The organism is Novosphingobium ginsenosidimutans (assembly GCF_007954425.1).
GTDB lineage: Bacteria > Pseudomonadota > Alphaproteobacteria > Sphingomonadales > Sphingomonadaceae > Novosphingobium > Novosphingobium ginsenosidimutans.
The window spans coordinates 307669-324583 of the sequence record NZ_CP042345.1; the positions used below are offsets into that span (position 1 = coordinate 307669).

Sequence of the window (16915 nt, forward strand, 5' to 3'; positions counted from 1 at the left end):
GGCAGTGCGCCCGCTTTCCCCTATCGCGCTGGGTGATGCAAGCGTGCCGCCTGACTGCGAACAATCTGGCCTGCCAGCGCGGCGAGCGGCTGCTGTTCCGCGGCCTCGCGCTGGAGCTGGCAACGGGGGAGGCGCTGCAGGTCAAGGGCGCCAACGGCATTGGCAAGTCCAGCCTGATCCGCATCCTCGCCGGACTGCTGCGCCCGCTGGTCGGCACAGTCGAACGCCAAGGCAGTGTCGGTCTGCTCGACGAGCGCCCTGCCCTCGACCCCGGCCTGCCACTGGGCAAGTCGCTGGGCTTCTGGCAGCGGCTCGACGGGCCGGGCGATGCTGAACTGGCCCAGCTTGGTCTCTCCAGCCTCCTCGAAGTGCCGGTGCGCTATCTTTCCACCGGGCAGAAGAAGCGCGCGGCGCTGGCCCGGCTGCTGGGACAGGAGGCCGCGATTTGGCTGCTCGATGAGCCCTTGAATGGCCTTGATACACGCGGCGTTGCGCTGGTCGAGGCACTGGTCGCGCAGCACTGCGCGCAAGGCGGGATTGCCCTGGTTGCCTCGCACCAGCCGATTGCCCTGCCGGGCGGCGCAGCGATCGATCTGGCGGACTTTACCGCATGAGGCATTTCCTGATCCTGCTGCGGCGCGACCTTAGCCTGCTGCTTGGCGGTGAGCGGCGCGGGGCGACCCTGCTGCCGGTGCTGTTCTTCCTGGCGGTCGCGATGCTCTATCCCTTCGCGGTCGGTCCCGATGCGCCAGTGCTGGCGCGGACCGGCGGCGGGGTACTGTGGATCGCGGCGCTGCTGGCGGCGATTCTGCCGCTGGACCGGCTCGTCGAGCCCGATCTGGAGCTGGGCCTGTTCGACCAACTCGCGCTGCGCGGGATCAGCGAGGAACTGGCCATGACCGCGCGGATGGTCGCCCACTGGCTCAGCTTCGCCCCGGCGCTGCTGATGGCCGCTGTGCCTGCCAGCGCGCTGGTCGGGATTGACGCAGCGACATTGCAGACGGTCGAGCTGGGCCTCTTGGCCGGAACACCGGGCCTTGCCGCGCTGGGCGTGCTGGTTGCGGCGCTGACGGCCGGACTGCGCGGCGGCGCGGCGCTGGGGGGCCTGCTGGTCATCCCGCTGGCTGTGCCGCTGCTGGTCTTTGGTGCGGGTAGTTTATCGACCGGCGGCGAGGCGGGCATCGCCCTCACCGCGGCCTTCAGCCTGGTACTTGTGGCGATCACGCCCTTTGCCGCTGGCGCAGCGATCCGAAGTGGACGGAGTTAGTAGGGCGGCTTGTCCAGCCCCTTGGGCGACTTGGTGAAGATCTCCACCCCGTTCTCAGTGATCCCGATCGAGTGTTCGAACTGCGCCGAAAGCGAGCGGTCGCGGGTCACGGCCGTCCAGCCATCTTCCAGCACTTTCACTCCGGGCTTGCCGAGGTTGATCATCGGTTCGATCGTGAAGAACATCCCCGGCTTCAGTTCCGGGCCGGTACCATGGCGCCCAGCGTGGACCACTTCGGGCGAATCGTGGAACAGCCGGCCCAGGCCATGCCCGCAGAATTCGCGGACCACGCCATAGCGATTGGCTTCGGCAAAGGTCTGGATCGCGGCACCGATATCACCCAGCCGCGCGCCGGGGCGGCTGGCTGCTTCGATGCCCAGCATCAGGCATTCGTGCGTCACGTCGACCAGCCGCTTCGCCTTCAGCGGCACATCGCCGACCAGGTACATCCGGCTAGTATCGCCGTGCCAGCCATCGAGCAGCGGGGTGACGTCAATATTGACGATGTCCCCGTCCTTCAGGACCTTGTCCGAAGGAATGCCGTGGCAGACCACGTGGTTGATCGAGATGCAGCACGAGTGGGTATAGCCGCGGTAGCCCAGGGTGGCCGGCACGGCGCCGCCATCGAGCGTCATCTGGCGCACCAGATCATCCAGTTCCTGGGTCGAAACCCCCGGCTGGACATGCGGTACCAGCGCATCAAGGATCTCTGCCGCCAGCCGCCCGGCGCGGCGCATCCCCTCGAAGCCTTCCGGCCCGTGGAGCTTGATCGTGCCGTCGCGCAGGACGGTCTCGGTTCCGGTTACTACCTGATACTGTGTCATCGCCCCGCCATATAGGCGCATCCCCGCCAAAAAGCGAGGGCGGCGTCAGCGGCCCAGCGCAAAGACCGAACGATATTGGGGCTTGACCGCCGCCAGCACGGCCTTGGTCACTGGCAGGGTGACCTCGTAATCGCCCTCGGCATAGGGTCCGGCTTCATAGGGCGCGATAAGGATCCCGATCCGGTCAAACTGCTGCTTGTTGGAGGAGCCGAGGATCACGGTGGAGGCCGTGGGATCGATGCACTGGTCGAACATGTCCTCGCTGGCCGGGTCGATCGGCTCGCCCCGCCGCGCCGCGCGTTCGCGGTTGAGTGCCTTACAGAAGGGATCGCGGAGCGCCGCCGCCAGTGCGCCGCGCGAGGTGAACAGATCGGTCGCGCGGCGGCTCTGGCCAGCGGCCTTGTCCCACAGCAGCGCCTGCGACCAGTGGTTGGGGTGCGCCCCGCCGGTATAGGTGCTTGCCCCGGCTGAGAGGCTGAGCCAGCCGGGCAAGTCCGCCACGACCGACCAGCCCGCCGAATAGGAATAGGGGTTGAAGGGGAAGCCGTTTTCCTTGGCGGCCACCTGCCCCTCGCGCGCAGCCGCCACCAGTTCGCGGCGCTGCTTGGCCAGGTCCGCATCCAGTTCGGCGGCCAGCGCCGGGATGGCAGCGGCTTCGGCGGGGTAGCTGTAATCGAATTCGAACGCGTTGGTCCGTTCCTCGGTCTTGCGCGGCTGGGGCGCGGCCGTTGCGGCTTCAGTCGGGGTGACCGCAATGGCCGTTGCGGTTTCCGGCGCATCGGGCGCCTTGCTTTCGTCCTTTTCGGGCACGCAGGCCGTCGCCAGCAGCAGGAACAGGATCGCGGCCTTGCGCATTTGCCAATTTCCTCTCGCACCTTGCGCCGCAGCGCGGCTATGGCTGCTTCCATGACCGATAAGCATGCCTTGATCCAGCCCGACCGTGACCAAAGCGCCACGCCGATCCATGTCGTCGACAAGGCGGGGCTGGATGATTTTCTGAAGGGCCTGCCCGGCGCGGCCCGTGCTGCCCTGGCCGCGCAGAAGTTTTCCGCTGGCCCCTTCGAACACGCCATCCTGCCCAATGGTGAGGACTGGTCGGTTGTTACCGGCGTGGCGAATGCCAGCGAACTCGGCACCTGGTGCCTCGCTCGGCTGGGCGAAAGCCTGCCAGCAGGGACCTATCGCGTCGCGAATGCCGATAGCGGCCCGGCATTGTTCGGCTGGGCGGCCGGGCAGTACCGCTTTGACCGCTACCGCGCCGAACCGAGCGAGGAAGGCCCGCGTGTGCTGCTGACCAAGGCTGCTGCGGCGATCAGCCCGGCGCTCGCCGAAGTCGCCGCCACGGCCCTGGTCCGCGATATGGTCAATACGCCAGCGGAAGACATGGGCCCGGCTCAGCTTGAGGCCGAAGTTGCCCGTGTTGCCAAGGCGCACAAGGCCGAGATCAAGGTAACCAGCGGCGATGCGCTGGAACAGGGCTATCCGATGGTTCACGCCGTCGGCCGCGCTGCCGCACGCCATCATGCCCCGCGCCTGCTGGAGCTGACCTGGGGCGATCCCAAGCACCCGAAGCTGGCGATTGTTGGCAAGGGCGTGTGCTTTGACTCTGGCGGGCTCGATATCAAGCCGGCCTCAGGCATGGCGCTGATGAAGAAGGACATGGGCGGTGCAGCCCATGCCCTCGCCCTCGCCCAGCTCGTCATGCAGCATCACCTCAAGGTCCGGCTGCACCTGCTGATCCCGGCGGTGGAAAACGCGATTGCCGGCAATGCTTTCCGCCCCGGTGACGTGCTGAAAAGCCGCGCCGGGATCTCGGTTGAGATCGGCAATACCGATGCCGAAGGGCGGCTGGTGCTGGGCGATGCCCTGACTCGCGCCGGCGAGGAAGAACCCGAACTGGTGATCGACTTTGCCACCCTGACCGGCGCAGCCCGCGTCGCGGTCGGCCCGGACCTCCCCGCCCTGTTCACTCGGCGTGATGAAACCGCCGCGGAAATGCTGGCGGCAGGCGAAGCGGCGAGCGATCCCTGCTGGCGCCTGCCGCTCTATGATGGCTACCGCGAGTACCTGAAGAGCGACATTGCCGACCTCAACAACTCCGGCAGCAACGGCTTTGCCGGGGCCTCGGTCGGCGCGCTGTTCCTTGACCGGTTTGTGCCGGTCGGGACCGACTGGGCCCACTTCGATACCTTCGCCTGGCGCCCCGCCGCCAAGCCAGGCCGGCCCAAGGGCGGCGACGCACTGGGCCTGCGCGCGGCATGGGGGCTGTTAAAGGGGCGTTATGGATAGCTTGATAGCAGGGGCATCCGGCGCTAATCGCCCGGTCTTCCAGTTTCCGGGGCACCAAACCTTGACCGCATCCGCCATTCCCGCAGGCCAATATGGCCTCAACGGCCCGGCTGAAAAGCTTGACGCGGCGCACTGGCCGGTGCGCGGGGACCTGGCGCATATCCGCCTCGCCGGCCGCTGCTTCGTGCCGCACTATGCCGTGCCGATGCCGCGCAAGGTCGTCGCGGGCGGCGCCAGCCTGCTCGCCGCCAACCGGGCCGATGCCGAAGTGCGCGAGAATCTGGCCGCAGGCACAGTCTTCAACGTGCTCGATGTGACCGGCGGCTGGGCCTGGGGCCAGGTCGGCGAGGATGGCTTTGTCGGCTACCTGCCGGTCGAAGCGCTCGACGACTGAGGTGGCGCACAAGGTCTTCATCGATGGTGCCGCCGGGACCACAGGCCTGGAGATCGTCGAACGCCTTGTCCGCCGCACTGAATTCAAACTGCTGATCCTGGACGAAGAAGCCCGCAAGGATGAGCGCGCGCGGCGCGATGCCTATCGCGCGGCGGACTTTGCCGTGCTGTGCCTGCCCGATGAAGCTGCCAAGGAAGCCCTGGCCCTGGCCGAGGGCGCCAAGGTGCGGATCATCGATGCCTCCAGCGCGCAACGGGTGGCGGATGGCTGGACCTATGGTTTCCCCGAACTGACCGGGCGCGAAGCCATCGCTTCGGCTTCCCGCGTCAGCAATCCGGGCTGCTATCCCACCGGCTTCCTGGGCCTGGTTGCGCCGTTGGTCCGCGCGGGGCTGCTGCCAGCGGACTGGCCCTACACCGTCAACGCCGTTTCGGGCTATTCCGGTGGCGGCAAGGCGCTGATCCAGCGGTTTGACGAGGATGGCGATATCGCCTTCCGCGCTTATGGACTGGGAATGGGGCACAAGCACGTGCCGGAAATGCAGCGCTATGCCGGCCTGGCCCATCCGCCGCTCTTCGCCCCCGCCGTGATCGATGCGCATCGCGGCATGGTGGTCGAAGTACCGCTGCCGCTGAGCGCCATGCCAATGGCGGGATCCCCAGAGGTGCTGCGGCTGGCGCTGGTCGAATTCTATGCCGGCAGCAAAATCGTGACCGTCCACGATGAACCCAAGGACGAGCTGCTGCTGCGCCGCTCGATGCAGCCCAGTGACCGCCTTGATCTGTGGGTCTTCGGCGCCAAGGATGGGTCACAAGCGCGCCTGGTCGCGCGGCTCGACAACCTGGGCAAAGGGGCAAGTGGTGCTGCCGTGCAAAGCCTCAACCTGATGGCCGGGCTCAACGAAACGGCAGGCCTCAACCTGTAGTTTGCTCATTATTTAGGCAGCGTCTGCTGAAAAATCAGGCAAGCCAGAACCGCCGCGCACTTCGCAAAAATTACACGCGAATGACTCGCAAAATTCATTTGTTGCGATTCAGCCCTTTTCGCAGACGCAGCGATCAACTAGGCCCCCTGACAGGCCACTGGCACGATTCTTGATAGGAAGCGCGCGTGGCATTCCATAAGGCCGGGCCGGCCCAGCACTTGGGACGGTACCGGCATGCTGCGCAGGGGAATACGAAGTGAAAAAGATCGAAGCGATCATCAAGCCATTCAAGCTCGATGAGGTAAAGGAAGCACTGCACGAAGTGGGCGTTTCCGGCATCACGGTGACCGAGGCCAAGGGCTTTGGCCGCCAGAAGGGCCATACCGAGCTCTATCGCGGTGCCGAATACGTTGTCGATTTCCTGCCCAAGGTTAAGCTTGAAGTCGTGGTGAGCGATGACCTGGCTGACCGCACTGTTGAAGCGATTGCCGCCGCTGCACAGACCGGCCGGATCGGTGACGGCAAGATCTTTGTCTACGCCGTCGAGAAGGCGATCCGCATCCGCACCGGCGAGCGTGACAACGACGCCATCTGATCCAACCATTCCATCCGGAACACGCCCACGGCCGCAGGTCGGGGACTTAAAAAGGGAAGACCAATGACCAAGGCCAAGGACATCATCAAGCGGATCAAGGAAGAGGAGATCGAGTGGGTCGATCTGCGTTTCACCGATCCCAAGGGCAAGTGGCAGCACCTGACGATGTGCGCCCACGTGATGGGTGAGGACGAGCTGGAAGACGGCCTGATGTTCGACGGTTCGTCGATCGAAGGCTGGAAGGCCATCAACGAGTCCGACATGATCCTGAAGCCGGATCTGGATTCGGTCTTCATCGATCCGTTCAGCGCCACGCCGATGATGATCATCACCTGCGACATCGTCGAGCCTTCGACCGGTGACCTCTATGGCCGCGACCCGCGCTCGACTGCCAAGCGCGCCGAAGCCTTCCTCAAGACCACCGGCATTGGCGATACCGTCTATGTTGGTCCGGAAGCAGAGTTCTTCCTGTTCGACGACGTCCGTTTCTATGACGGCTACGATGGCAACGGCTTCAAGATCGACGACATCGAACTGCCGACCAACGGCAACCGCGAGTACGATGGCGGCAACCTGGCTCACCGTCCGCGCGCCAAGGGTGGCTACTTCCCGGTCGCGCCGGTCGACTCGTGCGTCGACATTCGCGGCGAGATGGTCTCGACCATGCTCGAAATGGGTCTGCCCTGCGACAAGCACCACCACGAAGTGGCCTCGGCCCAGCACGAGCTTGGCCTGACCTTCGGCACCCTGGTGCAGACCGCTGACCGCATGCAGGTCTACAAGTATGTCGTGCAGCAGGTCGCCCAGGCCTATGGCAAGACCGCGACCTTCATGCCCAAGCCGATCAAGACCGATAACGGTTCGGGCATGCACACCCACATCTCGATCTGGGATGGCGGGAAGCCGCTGTTCGCCGGGAACGGCTATGCCGGCCTCAGCGACATGTGCCTCTATTTCATCGGCGGCGTGATCAAGCACGCCAAGGCGCTCAACGCCTTCACCAACCCGACCACCAACAGCTACAAGCGTCTGGTCCCGGGTTACGAAGCCCCAGTGCTGCTGGCCTATTCGGCCCGCAACCGTTCGGCTTCGTGCCGCATCCCCTATGGCGCCGGTGACAAGGCCAAGCGCGTGGAATTCCGCTTCCCCGACGCGATGGCCAACCCCTACCTGTGCTATTCGGCGCTGCTGATGGCCGGCCTCGACGGGATCAAGAACAAGATCCATCCGGGCGAAGCCATGGACAAGAACCTCTACGATCTGCCGCCGGCCGAACTGGCCCAGGTGCCGACCGTCTGCGGCAGCTTGCGTGAAGCACTCGAAAGCCTGGAAGCCGATTACGACTTCCTGCTGCAGGGCGGCGTCTTCACCAAGGACCAGATCGAAGCCTATATCGAACTGAAGTGGCCGGAAGTGATGCGCTGGGAAACCACGCCGTCGGCCGTTGAATTCGACATGTACTACAGCGCCTGATTCAGGCCTGTCATCGGTTCACCGAGGGGGCGTCCGGAGCAATCCGGACGCCCTTCGCGTTTTCAGAAACCATTTTCCTACAGCACCTTGTGTGATGTAAATGCCTTGCCTTCCGCCATATCGCGAGGGCTCTTCCGATGAACCGCAAACCGATCTTTGACGCTGTCCGGCGGTTGCTGGGCCGCAGCTTCCGCACTGCCGAAGTCACCGCGCTGGACCAGGCGACCGACCGGGCGATCGGCCAGACGACCGACCAGGCACCGCCGGCCAAGACCGCCCGCCGGATCGGCCCCAACGGGGTCAGCCTGATCAAGCGCTTCGAAGGCTGCTCGAAAAGGCGGGCCGATGGCCTGTTCGAGGCTTACCCCGATCCCGGCACAGGCGGCGATCCCTGGACCATCGGCTGGGGCGCAACGGGACCTGGCATCGCCCCCGGAACGGTCTGGTCACAGGCGCAGTGCGATGCGCGGCTGGAGGCGGACCTGGTCCGCTACAGCGCCGAAGTCGCCCGCGCGCTTGGTGAAGCGCCGACCAGCCAGCAGCAGTTCGATGCCCTGGTCAGCTTTCACTACAACACCGGCGCGATTGCCCGCGCGACGCTGACCAGGCTGCACAGGGGCGGGGACTTTATCGGTGCGGCGGGCGAATTCGGCAAGTGGGTCCATGCCGGCGGTCGCCGCCTCAGCGGTCTAGTTCGCCGGCGTACAGCCGAGGCGGCGCTCTATCGCGGCGATTGATCCGCTTAAGCCTCGATCAGCAGACCGCGCCGTCCGATCGCAATGAAAGTGCCGAGCAGGTTCAAACCCATGACCAGCGCAACCAGGCCAGCCGGATCCGGCAGGATCGCCCGGCCAATCAAGGCCAACGCCCCCCACACCAGCAAGGTCATGGCAATCAGCGTGCCGCCCCAGGCAGCACTTTCCATCGACATGTTGCGCCACAGTTCGTCATAGCCGCGCCATTGCAGCAGGGTGATCGCCGCGGTCAGGAACAGGGCAAAGCCGAACGCAGCCAACCCGACTTCACCCGGCACCGCCCCGCCCGGCGTGGCCAGCGCCAACAAGATCATACCGATGCCAAGCGCCAGGCAGCTTACCGCGCCGCCCGTCATTTGCGCCCGCTGGTCCTCGATATCCTCGCGCCCGGTGACGTTGAGCAGCTTGGCACCCATCCCCGGCACTGCCACGCCAATGCCAACAAACAGCCCCATCAATCCATAGATCAGCCCGCATCCGGCCAGGGCCGCACTGCCCGGGCCAGCTTCACGCAGCAGCGGTCCCAGGCCGCTCTCCAGCCCGAACTTCATGGCTGCAAAGCCAGCCACTGCGCCGATTGCCATCCGCACGATCACGATGCCAAACTTCCTGCGCGACGCTTCCATGATCAGATCTCCGGTTCCCAGCGGTCGATGAATATCTCCGGCACGGCGCAGCCGAACAGTTTGGCCATGCGCAATGCCAGCGGCAGGCTGGGATCGTACTTGTCGGTTTCAACCGCATTGATCGTCTGGCGCGAAACGCCCAGCCGCCGGGCCAGTTCGCCCTGGCTCCAGCCGGCCGCCTCGCGCAGTTCCTTCAACCGGTTTTCCACCGCAGCCCTTTCTCAGCCTGTAAAGAACTCTTTACCGATACCGATTCGCCTGTCAAGAACTCTTGTCAGGCATCCCTGGCAAGATTGACGCTTGAAATATTGCCCGCCGGGTCCGACATAGTCCGCGTTTAATCGATCCATTAAGGGAGATTCGCGATGCGCGAGCGGCTGCAACATTATATCGACGGCAAGTGGGTGGACAGCGAAGGCGGCGCCCGCCGCGAAGTGATCAATCCGGCCACGGAAGAAGCTTGCGCGGTCATCTCGGTCGGCACCAAGGCTGACGTAGACAAGGCCGTGGCGGCCGCGCGCCGCGCCTTCAAGACCTTCAGCCAGACCACCAAGGAAGAACGGCTCGCGCTGCTCAACCGGATTGTCGAGGAATACAAGAAGCGCGGCGCAGACCTTGCCATGTCGATGGCCGAGGAAATGGGCGCGCCCGTCTCCTTCGCCGGCACGGCCCAGGTTGGCGCCGGGATCGGCGGCTTCATGAGCACCATCGCCGCGCTCAAGGACTTTGACTTCATGGAAGACGGTCCGGGCTTCAAGGTGGCTTACGAGCCGATCGGCGTGGTCGGCATGATCACCCCGTGGAACTGGCCGCTCAACCAGATCGCGCTAAAGGTTGCCCCGGCCCTCGCCGCCGGCAACACCATGGTGCTGAAGCCCTCGGAAGAGTGCCCGACCAACGCCGCGATCTTTGCCGAGATCCTGGATGCTGCCGGCGTGCCGCCGGGCGTGTTCAACCTGGTCCAGGGCGATGGCCCGACCACCGGCAACGCGATCTCGAGCCACCCGGACATCGAAATGGTCAGCTTCACCGGCTCGACCCGTGCGGGCATCGCCGTGGCGATCGCCGCCGCGCCGACCGTCAAGCGCGTCCACCAGGAACTGGGCGGAAAGTCGCCCAACCTGGTCCTGCCCGATGCCGATTTCGCCACCCAGCTCGCCCCGGTGGCGATGGGTCCGCTGATCAACACCGGCCAGTCTTGCATCAGCCCGACCAAGGTGCTGGTGTCCAAGGACCGCGAGGCCGAGGCCGTCGCGTTCTACAAGAACATGTACTCGCACACCCCGGTTGGTGACCCGATGGCCGAAGGCAACCACCTTGGCCCGCTGGTCAACAAGGCGCAGTACGACAAGGTCCGCGACCTGATCCAGTCGGCGATCGATGAAGGCGCCAAGCTGGAAACCGGCGGCACCGACCTGCCGGCCGGCGTCAACCGCGGCTACTATGTCCAGCCGACCGTGTTTTCGGGCGTGACCCCGGACATGCGCATCGCCAACGAGGAAATCTTCGGTCCGGTCGCCACGATCCTGACCTATGACAGCCTCGAGCAGGGCATCGAACTGGCCAACGCCACCGAATACGGCCTCTCGGCCGCGATCACCGGCGATCCGGCCAAGGCCGCGGCCGTGGCGCCGAAGCTGCGCGCCGGCATGGTCGCGATCAACAACTGGGGCCCTAGCCCGGGCGCGCCGTTCGGCGGCTACAAGCAATCGGGCAACGGCCGCGAAGGCGGCTTGGCCGGCCTCAAGGACTTCATGGAAATGAAGTCGATCAGCGGCCTGCCGGCCTGATCGCACTGACCTGAGCAAGCACAGCCCCCTTCCCGCCCGCGCGGGGAGGGGTTTGCTTTTGGCCAGTGTTGTGCGGTGGGTATACGTATGCCGCGCGCTGGCCCCGCCCCGGTCCAGCCGATAGCCTCGCAGGCGATAACAACGGGTGGGATGATGGGGATGATGCACGGCCGAACTTGGACAAAAGGCCTGGCCACCGCGCTGGCGCTCTCGACACCGCTCCCCGCCCTCACCCAGACACCTGCCGTCTTCGTGGCGGAGCGGCCCGCCCCGCGGGTTGATTACTGGCAAAAGCGCGCTGGCGAGATCGACCGGCAACTCGCTTCGCGGCAGAGCCTGCGGCCGGTCCGGCTGGTCTTCATTGGCGATTCGATCACCGACTTCTGGCACCTCGATGCCAACCCCTGGTTTCCGGGCCAGTTCATGGGCCGTGCGGTCTGGGATGAAAGCTTTGGTGGCGGCGTTCCCGCGCGATCCGCGCTCAACCTCGGCGTGTCTGGTGACCGGATCGAGCATGTGCTGCACCGCCTGCTGCCCGCCGCGAAAGGCGGCCAGGGCTGGCTTGATCGGCGCGATCTGCAGCCGGAGCGGATCTTCGTGATGCTGGGCATCAACAACTCGTTCGATGCCGAAAGTCCTGCCACGGCCAGCATCTATCGCGGCGTGGTCGCGGTCACCAACCGCATTCGTGAGCGCAAGCCGGGGGCACAGATCGTCATCCAGTCGCTGCTGCCGACCGACTCCACCGAGAAGAACCGTGACCTGGTCGTGCCGGTCAACGCCATGCTGCGCAGCTATGCGGCGGCAAATGGCATGGCCTATCTCGATCTCTACCCGGCCTTCACTGATCAGCAGGGCCTGCAACGCCGCGATTTGTTCAACGATGGCCTCCACCCCAACCGGGACGGCTATCGCGTTTGGCGCGATCGGCTGGTGGAATTTCTCGGCTCGCCCCGCCCTTAAGCCCCCATTGCAGCGCGGCCTCGTCACAGGCATCTTGCTGACATGCTTGAAGGATTGAGCTTCGGTTGGCGGACGGCGGTGTTGACGGTGGCCGTGATGCAGCTGGTCATCCTGGCCGCAGCGCTGGCCCTGACCCTGCCCAACCGCAGCGCCAACCGCACGCTCGCTGCACTGCTGGCGGTGCTGGCACTGATGGTCATGCCCTGGCTGATCGGCTTTGCCGGGTTCTACGACAAATGGATGTGGCTGACCTTCGCGCCGTTCCAGATCACGCTGGTAGTGGCGCCGCTTGGTTGGCTCTATCTGACCGCGCTGACCGAAGGTCGCTGGCCGCTGCAAGGTTGGCGGCACTTGCTGCCCGCAGCTGGGCAGATGCTTTATCTCGCGGCCTGCTTTGCCCTGCCATTCGATGCCAAGATGGCTTGGGCGGAACGCTCCTCGGGCACTTACCAACTGATCACCTCGCTTGCGCTGCTGGCGCAGATGGCCGGGTATGGCCGGGCCTCGGCCAGGCGGCTGACGGCCTATCGCCAGGCCCTGCCCGATCATGTTGCTGATACGCACCGGTATGCTGGGCGCTGGCTGGCCGGAGCGCTGGCGGCGCTGGGGCTGCTGTTTGCGGTCTGGGCCAGCTACAGCCTGTGGGACCTGATCGCGCCGCTGGGTTACGTCAACCTGATGGGCCTGTACCTGGCCATGGCGGCTTGCGCGCTGTATCTTGGGATCGAGGGCTGGCGCCACGCCGCCTTGCCCTTCCCGCGCCTGGCTGACCTTGCCCCCGCAGCGACACCCGACAGCAAGGACTGGACCGCACTGGGTCGCGAGTGGGCGGCGAAAGTCCGGGTCGAAGGCTTGGCGCGCGATCCGGAGCTGACGCTGGCTCGCCTCGCCCGGCGGCTGGGGACCAACACGGGCTATCTCAGCCGCGCGATCAACCAGGGCGCTGGCAGCAACTTTGCCAGCTTCATCGCCGCCTTGCGCGCCGAGGCGGTGGCCGAACGGCTACGGAGCGGTGACCAGGCCGACCTCCTCACCATCGCACTGGAAGAAGGCTTCGGCTCAAAAGCCAGCTTCAACCGCGCCTTCGCGGCTGCCCTGGGCGAGGCCCCGTCAGCCTATCGCCGCCGCGTCTCAAAACCGGAAAAACGCAGCAAATTGGCAAATTGAGGCGCATCCTGGCCCTGGTTTGGGCAGAACGGCCAACATGATGCACCGCCGCCAATTCCTCTCCGCCGCTGCGCTTTCCAGCGCAGCTTTAGCCACCCCCGCCATCCTGCGCGCCAGCCCGCGCCAAAGCGAGGACATTCGCCTGGTGGGCGAAATCCTGCGCACGCTCCACCCGGGGTTGCACCGCTACCTCAGCCCTGCAGCCTTTGAGGCTGGCCTGGCCCAGCTGGGTGAACGCTGGAGTGCGGCACCGGACCTGGAAGACCGCTTCCTGGCCTTGACTGGCTTCCTTGCCAGCATCCGCTGCGGCCATTCCTATCCCAGCTTCTACAACCAGAAGCGCGCCGTGGCCGAGCGGCTGTTCACCCGTAAGGATCGCCTGCCACTCGCCTTCCGCTGGATCGGCGATCAGATGGTGGTGACCGAGAACCAGGCCGAGGGCCTCTGGCTGCCGAAGGGTAGTGTGATCAAGGCGATCGACGGCGTTCCCCCCGCCGCGATCCTGCGCCGCCTGCAGCCGCTGGTCCGCGCTGATGGCAGCAACGACGGCAAGCGCCGCGCCCTGCTTTCGCCGACCGGAGCGGACGAGATCGAGACCTTCGACGTGCTGCGCGGCCTCGCTTACGGCGCGCCGAAGGGCGGTAAATTCAACGTCCATTTTCGCGCACCCGGCACCAGCCGTGACGCCTGGATTGATGTGCCGGCCGTGGACCTCGGCGCGCGCAAGAAGTTCATCCGCGCGCTTGATCCGCGCAGCAATGAACCGATCTGGCAGTGGGAAATGCGGCCGGATGGGATCGCCTTGCTGACCATGCCAGGGTGGGCGGTCTACAACAGCAAGTGGGACTGGCAGGCCTGGCTCAACGAGCGGCTCGACAGCCTGAAGGGCGCCAAGGGCCTGATCGTCGATCTGCGTGAGAACGAGGGCGGCAATGACTGCGGTGATCTGATTCTGGCGCGCCTTGCCGCCAAGGACATTGCTCGGCCCAAGGCGGCGCGGCTGGTGCGCTATCGTCAGGTGCCCGCCGCGCTCAACCCCTATCTCGACACTTGGGACGACAGCTTCCGCAATTGGGGTGACCAAGTCCAGCCGCACGACGATCGGTTTCTGCGGCTGACCCGGTGGGAGGACGATGGCCTGATCAAGCCGCAGGAACCGCGCCTGACCGTGCCGATGGCGGTGCTAACCAGCCCCCAGAACAGTTCGGCCACCTACCAGTTCGCCAGTCTGGTCAAGGCGTCAGGGCTTGGCACGCTGATCGGTGAGACTACCGGCGGCAATCGGCGCGGAATCAATGGTGGGGCATTTTTCTTTGCGCGGCTGCCGGAAAGCGGGATCGAATTCGACGTGCCGTTGATCGGCTATTACCCGGAAACCCGCGAACCCGATGCCGGCGTCACGCCCGACATCGCCGTCCACAATAACGCAGCCGATATCGCCGCCGGCAATGACCGGGTGCTGGAGACGGCGCAAGTTCTCTTGCTGAAAGGTTAGGCCGGATCGGCCAGGCGGTACTGGTCCTGTCCGCCGGGGACACCATCCTTACCGCTGCCGTCGAGCGGCAGAGCGGCGTTACGGCGACCGACTGCGGCGGCAGCAATCAGGCGATCCTGCTCAGCATCGCTGATCCGGGTCCAGCCTGAGCGGGTCAACCGCTCAAGCGGGCGATAGCGGACCTTGTACTGCATCCGCTGCGCGCCCTCGACCCAGTAGCCGAGGTAGACGAACGGCAGCCCCATTTCGGTCGCGCGGCGGATGTGATCGAGGATGATGTAGTTGCCCAGACCCGCGCGCTCGGCATGGTCGGGATCGTAGAAGCTGTAGATCATCGACAGCCCGTCGCCCTGCTTGTCGGTCAGGCAGGCGCCAACCAGGCGGCCGGGAGAGCCATCGGCAGTGGGCTCGCGGTATTCGACCATGTAGGTATCGACCGGCGTATGCTCGACCATGTCGGCAAAATCGACTTCGTCCATCGCCGCCATGCCGCCGCCGGGGTGGCGTTCGCCCAGGTAACGCTGCAGCAGTTCGAACTGCTCGGCAGTCGACCATGGCCGGCAGAACGTGGTTACCAGGTCCCGGTTGCGCTTTAGGTTGCGGCGCTGGGTGGAGGAGGCCTTGAACTCGTCCGCTACGACCCGGACCGAGACGCAGGCGTTGCAGTCAATGCACGAGGGGCGATAGGCCACGGTCTGGCTGCGACGGAAGCCAATCCGGCCCAGCGCATCGTTCAGGGCGTCCGCATGCGGACCCTTAAGTTCCGTGAATACCTTGCGTTCGCTGCGCCCCGGCAAATAGGGACACGGCGCCGGGCTGGTCACGAAAAACCGGGGAAAGCGCACAGGGGCGTTCACGGGCTGTTGGAATCCTCTTCCGGGTTAACGTCTGGCACTATGCCCGCGCTAGGGTGGCGTTGAAAGAGTTTTAACCACGAAACAGGGTAAACGAACCGTTATTTTGCACAGCCATGCGGCGGAAGGCAGAAATCGGGCTCAGCCCAGTTCCACCTGCGTCACCGAATAGCCCGCTTCGCGCAGCGAGGCGACGAGCGCATCGAGCTGATCGGCATCGCGCGCCTCGCACTCGATATCGGTGATCAGGCCCTTGGCCGGAAGGGTAGTGAAGATCCGCTGGTGATAGATCTCGATGATGTTGACCGAGTGCTTGTCAAACTCGCGCATCACCTTGAACAGTGCGCCGGGCCGATCCTGCAATGTCAGCCGCAGGCGAGCGAGACGGCCCGACCGGGCAAGATCGCGCAGCAGCACGTTGGCGAGCAGGCGGGTATCGATATTGCCGCCGGTCAGCACGATCCCCACCTTGCGGCCTTTGAACAGCTCCGGATAGGCCATCACTGCAGCAAGGCCGGCAGCCCCGGCACCTTCGACCACGGTTTTTTCGATCTGCACCAGCAGGGCCAGTGCGCTTTCCATCTGGCCTTCGCTGACGAGCACCAGATCATCGAGCTGATCGGCCAGGACCTTGCTGGTGAAAGCGCCCGGTTCCTTGACTGCAATGCCTTCGGCCAGAGTGTCGCCGGCGCAGGGCAGGTTGGCGCCCTTCAGCCGATTGTACATCGAAGGGAACAGTTCAGCCTCGACGCCGATGATCCGGATGTCCGGCTTGATGGCGCGGGCAGCTACGCTCATCCCCGAGGCGAGGCCACCGCCACCAATCGGGATCACCAGCGTATCGAGCTCGGGCACGTCCTCAAGCATCTCGAGAGCAACCGTGCCCTGACCTGCTGCAACATGGGGATCGTCGAACGGGTGGACAAAGGTCAGCCCCAGCTCCGCTTCAAGCAGGCGGGCATGGGCATAGGCCTCGTCAAAAGTCTCGCCATGCAGCACAACCTTGCCGCCGACCGCCTCGGTCTGCATCACCTTCACCGATGGCGTCGGGCGCGGCATGACGATGGTGACCGGCACGCCCAGCTTGGTGCCGTGATAGGACAGGCCCTGGGCATGATTGCCGGCAGAAGCCGCGATCACCCCGCGAGCGCGCTTTTCCGGGTCCATCAGCAGCATCGCGTTAAGCGCGCCGCGTTCCTTGTATGCCGCCGTGAACTGCAGGTTCTCGAACTTCAGCCAGACCTGCGCGCCGGTAATGTCGCTCAGGGTCTGGGAGTGATCGATGTCCGTCCGCACGACCGCGCCGCTAATACGCATCGCCGCTGCCCGAACATCGTCGAGGGTCAGGAGGGCGGGCGTTTCAACAAGGCTGGTCATGATGCGCGGGCCGTAACGGAAAGCGCCGCCCCATGCAAACCGCAGGCAGGCAAGAAATGCGCTGCCGTTCCAAAGCCCGCTTCGACACCGGGTTGACCATCCCACTTGGGGCCGCGGAGGG

18 protein-coding genes are annotated in these 16915 nt (G+C 65.2%); 12 read left to right on the forward strand and 6 right to left on the reverse strand.

From position 1 onward, the window contains the following. Positions 1–35: 35 nt before the first annotated feature. Both ccmA and FRF71_RS01460 read left to right on the forward strand, forming a co-directional pair. Positions 36–614, forward strand: a complete 579-nt coding sequence (ccmA, locus tag FRF71_RS01455; protein ID WP_147088884.1) for a heme ABC exporter ATP-binding protein CcmA — start codon at positions 36–38, stop codon at positions 612–614. Next, positions 611–1267 (forward strand): heme exporter protein CcmB, encoded by a 657-nt coding sequence (locus FRF71_RS01460; RefSeq protein ID WP_147088885.1) that lies wholly within the window; start codon positions 611–613, stop codon positions 1265–1267. The genes ccmA and FRF71_RS01460 overlap by 4 nt, the downstream gene beginning before the upstream one ends. Here FRF71_RS01460 and map read toward each other — a convergent pair. Both map and FRF71_RS01470 read right to left on the reverse strand, forming a co-directional pair. Continuing rightward, entirely contained in the window at positions 1264–2091 is an 828-nt protein-coding gene (gene map, locus FRF71_RS01465) for a type I methionyl aminopeptidase (RefSeq protein WP_147088886.1), read from the reverse strand. The two genes, FRF71_RS01460 and map, sit on opposite strands and share 4 nt — an antisense overlap. Positions 2092–2136: 45 nt before the next feature. Continuing rightward, the gene (locus FRF71_RS01470) at positions 2137–2946 is read right to left on the reverse strand and encodes a DUF3298 and DUF4163 domain-containing protein (RefSeq protein WP_147088887.1); all 810 of its coding nucleotides are present in this window, start codon (positions 2944–2946) and stop codon (positions 2137–2139) included. Between the two features lie 51 nt (positions 2947–2997). Between FRF71_RS01470 and FRF71_RS01475 the strand changes: the two genes are divergently transcribed. The 6 genes from FRF71_RS01475 to FRF71_RS01500 all read left to right on the forward strand — a co-directional run bounded on the left by FRF71_RS01475 (position 2998) and on the right by FRF71_RS01500 (position 8504). Next, entirely contained in the window at positions 2998–4380 is a 1383-nt protein-coding gene (locus FRF71_RS01475; RefSeq protein ID WP_147088888.1) for a leucyl aminopeptidase family protein, read from the forward strand. A 61-nt stretch (positions 4381–4441) separates the two neighbouring features. After that, on the forward strand, positions 4442–4774 hold the full coding sequence (locus FRF71_RS01480; protein ID WP_147088889.1) for an SH3 domain-containing protein: 333 nt from the start codon (positions 4442–4444) through the stop codon (positions 4772–4774). A gap of 1 nt (position 4775) precedes the next feature. Beyond that, positions 4776–5699 (forward strand): N-acetyl-gamma-glutamyl-phosphate reductase, encoded by a 924-nt coding sequence (argC, locus tag FRF71_RS01485; RefSeq protein ID WP_147088890.1) that lies wholly within the window; start codon positions 4776–4778, stop codon positions 5697–5699. A 256-nt stretch (positions 5700–5955) separates the two neighbouring features. Then, positions 5956–6294 carry a P-II family nitrogen regulator gene (locus FRF71_RS01490; RefSeq protein ID WP_147088891.1) on the forward strand — a complete coding sequence of 113 codons (339 nt, stop codon included), beginning with the start codon at positions 5956–5958 and terminating at the stop codon, positions 6292–6294. Between the two features lie 63 nt (positions 6295–6357). Next, positions 6358–7767, forward strand: a complete 1410-nt coding sequence (gene glnA, locus FRF71_RS01495; protein WP_147088892.1) for a type I glutamate--ammonia ligase — start codon at positions 6358–6360, stop codon at positions 7765–7767. Between the two features lie 137 nt (positions 7768–7904). Next, positions 7905–8504 (forward strand): lysozyme, encoded by a 600-nt coding sequence (locus FRF71_RS01500; protein WP_147088893.1) that lies wholly within the window; start codon positions 7905–7907, stop codon positions 8502–8504. A gap of 5 nt (positions 8505–8509) precedes the next feature. Here FRF71_RS01500 and FRF71_RS01505 read toward each other — a convergent pair whose 3' ends face one another. Continuing rightward, positions 8510–9148, reverse strand: coding sequence for a hypothetical protein (locus FRF71_RS01505; protein ID WP_147088894.1), 639 nt, complete (start codon positions 9146–9148; stop codon positions 8510–8512). A gap of 2 nt (positions 9149–9150) precedes the next feature. Next, positions 9151–9357, reverse strand: coding sequence for a helix-turn-helix transcriptional regulator (locus FRF71_RS01510; protein ID WP_147088895.1), 207 nt, complete (start codon positions 9355–9357; stop codon positions 9151–9153). A gap of 156 nt (positions 9358–9513) precedes the next feature. On the opposite strand from FRF71_RS01510, the gene FRF71_RS01515 reads away from it, so the two are divergent. The 4 genes from FRF71_RS01515 to FRF71_RS01530 all read left to right on the forward strand — a co-directional run bounded on the left by FRF71_RS01515 (position 9514) and on the right by FRF71_RS01530 (position 14563). After that, entirely contained in the window at positions 9514–10938 is a 1425-nt protein-coding gene (locus FRF71_RS01515) for an aldehyde dehydrogenase family protein (protein ID WP_147088896.1), read from the forward strand. Positions 10939–11025: 87 nt separating this feature from the next. Beyond that, complete coding sequence (locus FRF71_RS01520; RefSeq protein ID WP_147088897.1) at positions 11026–11901, forward strand: SGNH/GDSL hydrolase family protein; 876 nt, start codon at positions 11026–11028, stop codon at positions 11899–11901. A gap of 42 nt (positions 11902–11943) precedes the next feature. Then, positions 11944–13068 carry an AraC family transcriptional regulator gene (locus FRF71_RS01525; RefSeq protein ID WP_147088898.1) on the forward strand — a complete coding sequence of 375 codons (1125 nt, stop codon included), beginning with the start codon at positions 11944–11946 and terminating at the stop codon, positions 13066–13068. Between the two features lie 40 nt (positions 13069–13108). Further along, complete coding sequence (locus FRF71_RS01530; RefSeq protein WP_161597861.1) at positions 13109–14563, forward strand: S41 family peptidase; 1455 nt, start codon at positions 13109–13111, stop codon at positions 14561–14563. On the opposite strand, the gene FRF71_RS01535 is transcribed toward FRF71_RS01530, so the two are convergent. Both FRF71_RS01535 and FRF71_RS01540 read right to left on the reverse strand, forming a co-directional pair. Then, positions 14560–15420 carry an arginyltransferase gene (locus FRF71_RS01535; RefSeq protein WP_147088900.1) on the reverse strand — a complete coding sequence of 287 codons (861 nt, stop codon included), beginning with the start codon at positions 15418–15420 and terminating at the stop codon, positions 14560–14562. The genes FRF71_RS01530 and FRF71_RS01535 overlap by 4 nt on opposite strands. Before the next feature lie 138 nt (positions 15421–15558). Beyond that, positions 15559–16794 (reverse strand): threonine ammonia-lyase, encoded by a 1236-nt coding sequence (locus tag FRF71_RS01540; RefSeq protein WP_147088901.1) that lies wholly within the window; start codon positions 16792–16794, stop codon positions 15559–15561. Positions 16795–16915: the final 121 nt, after the last annotated feature.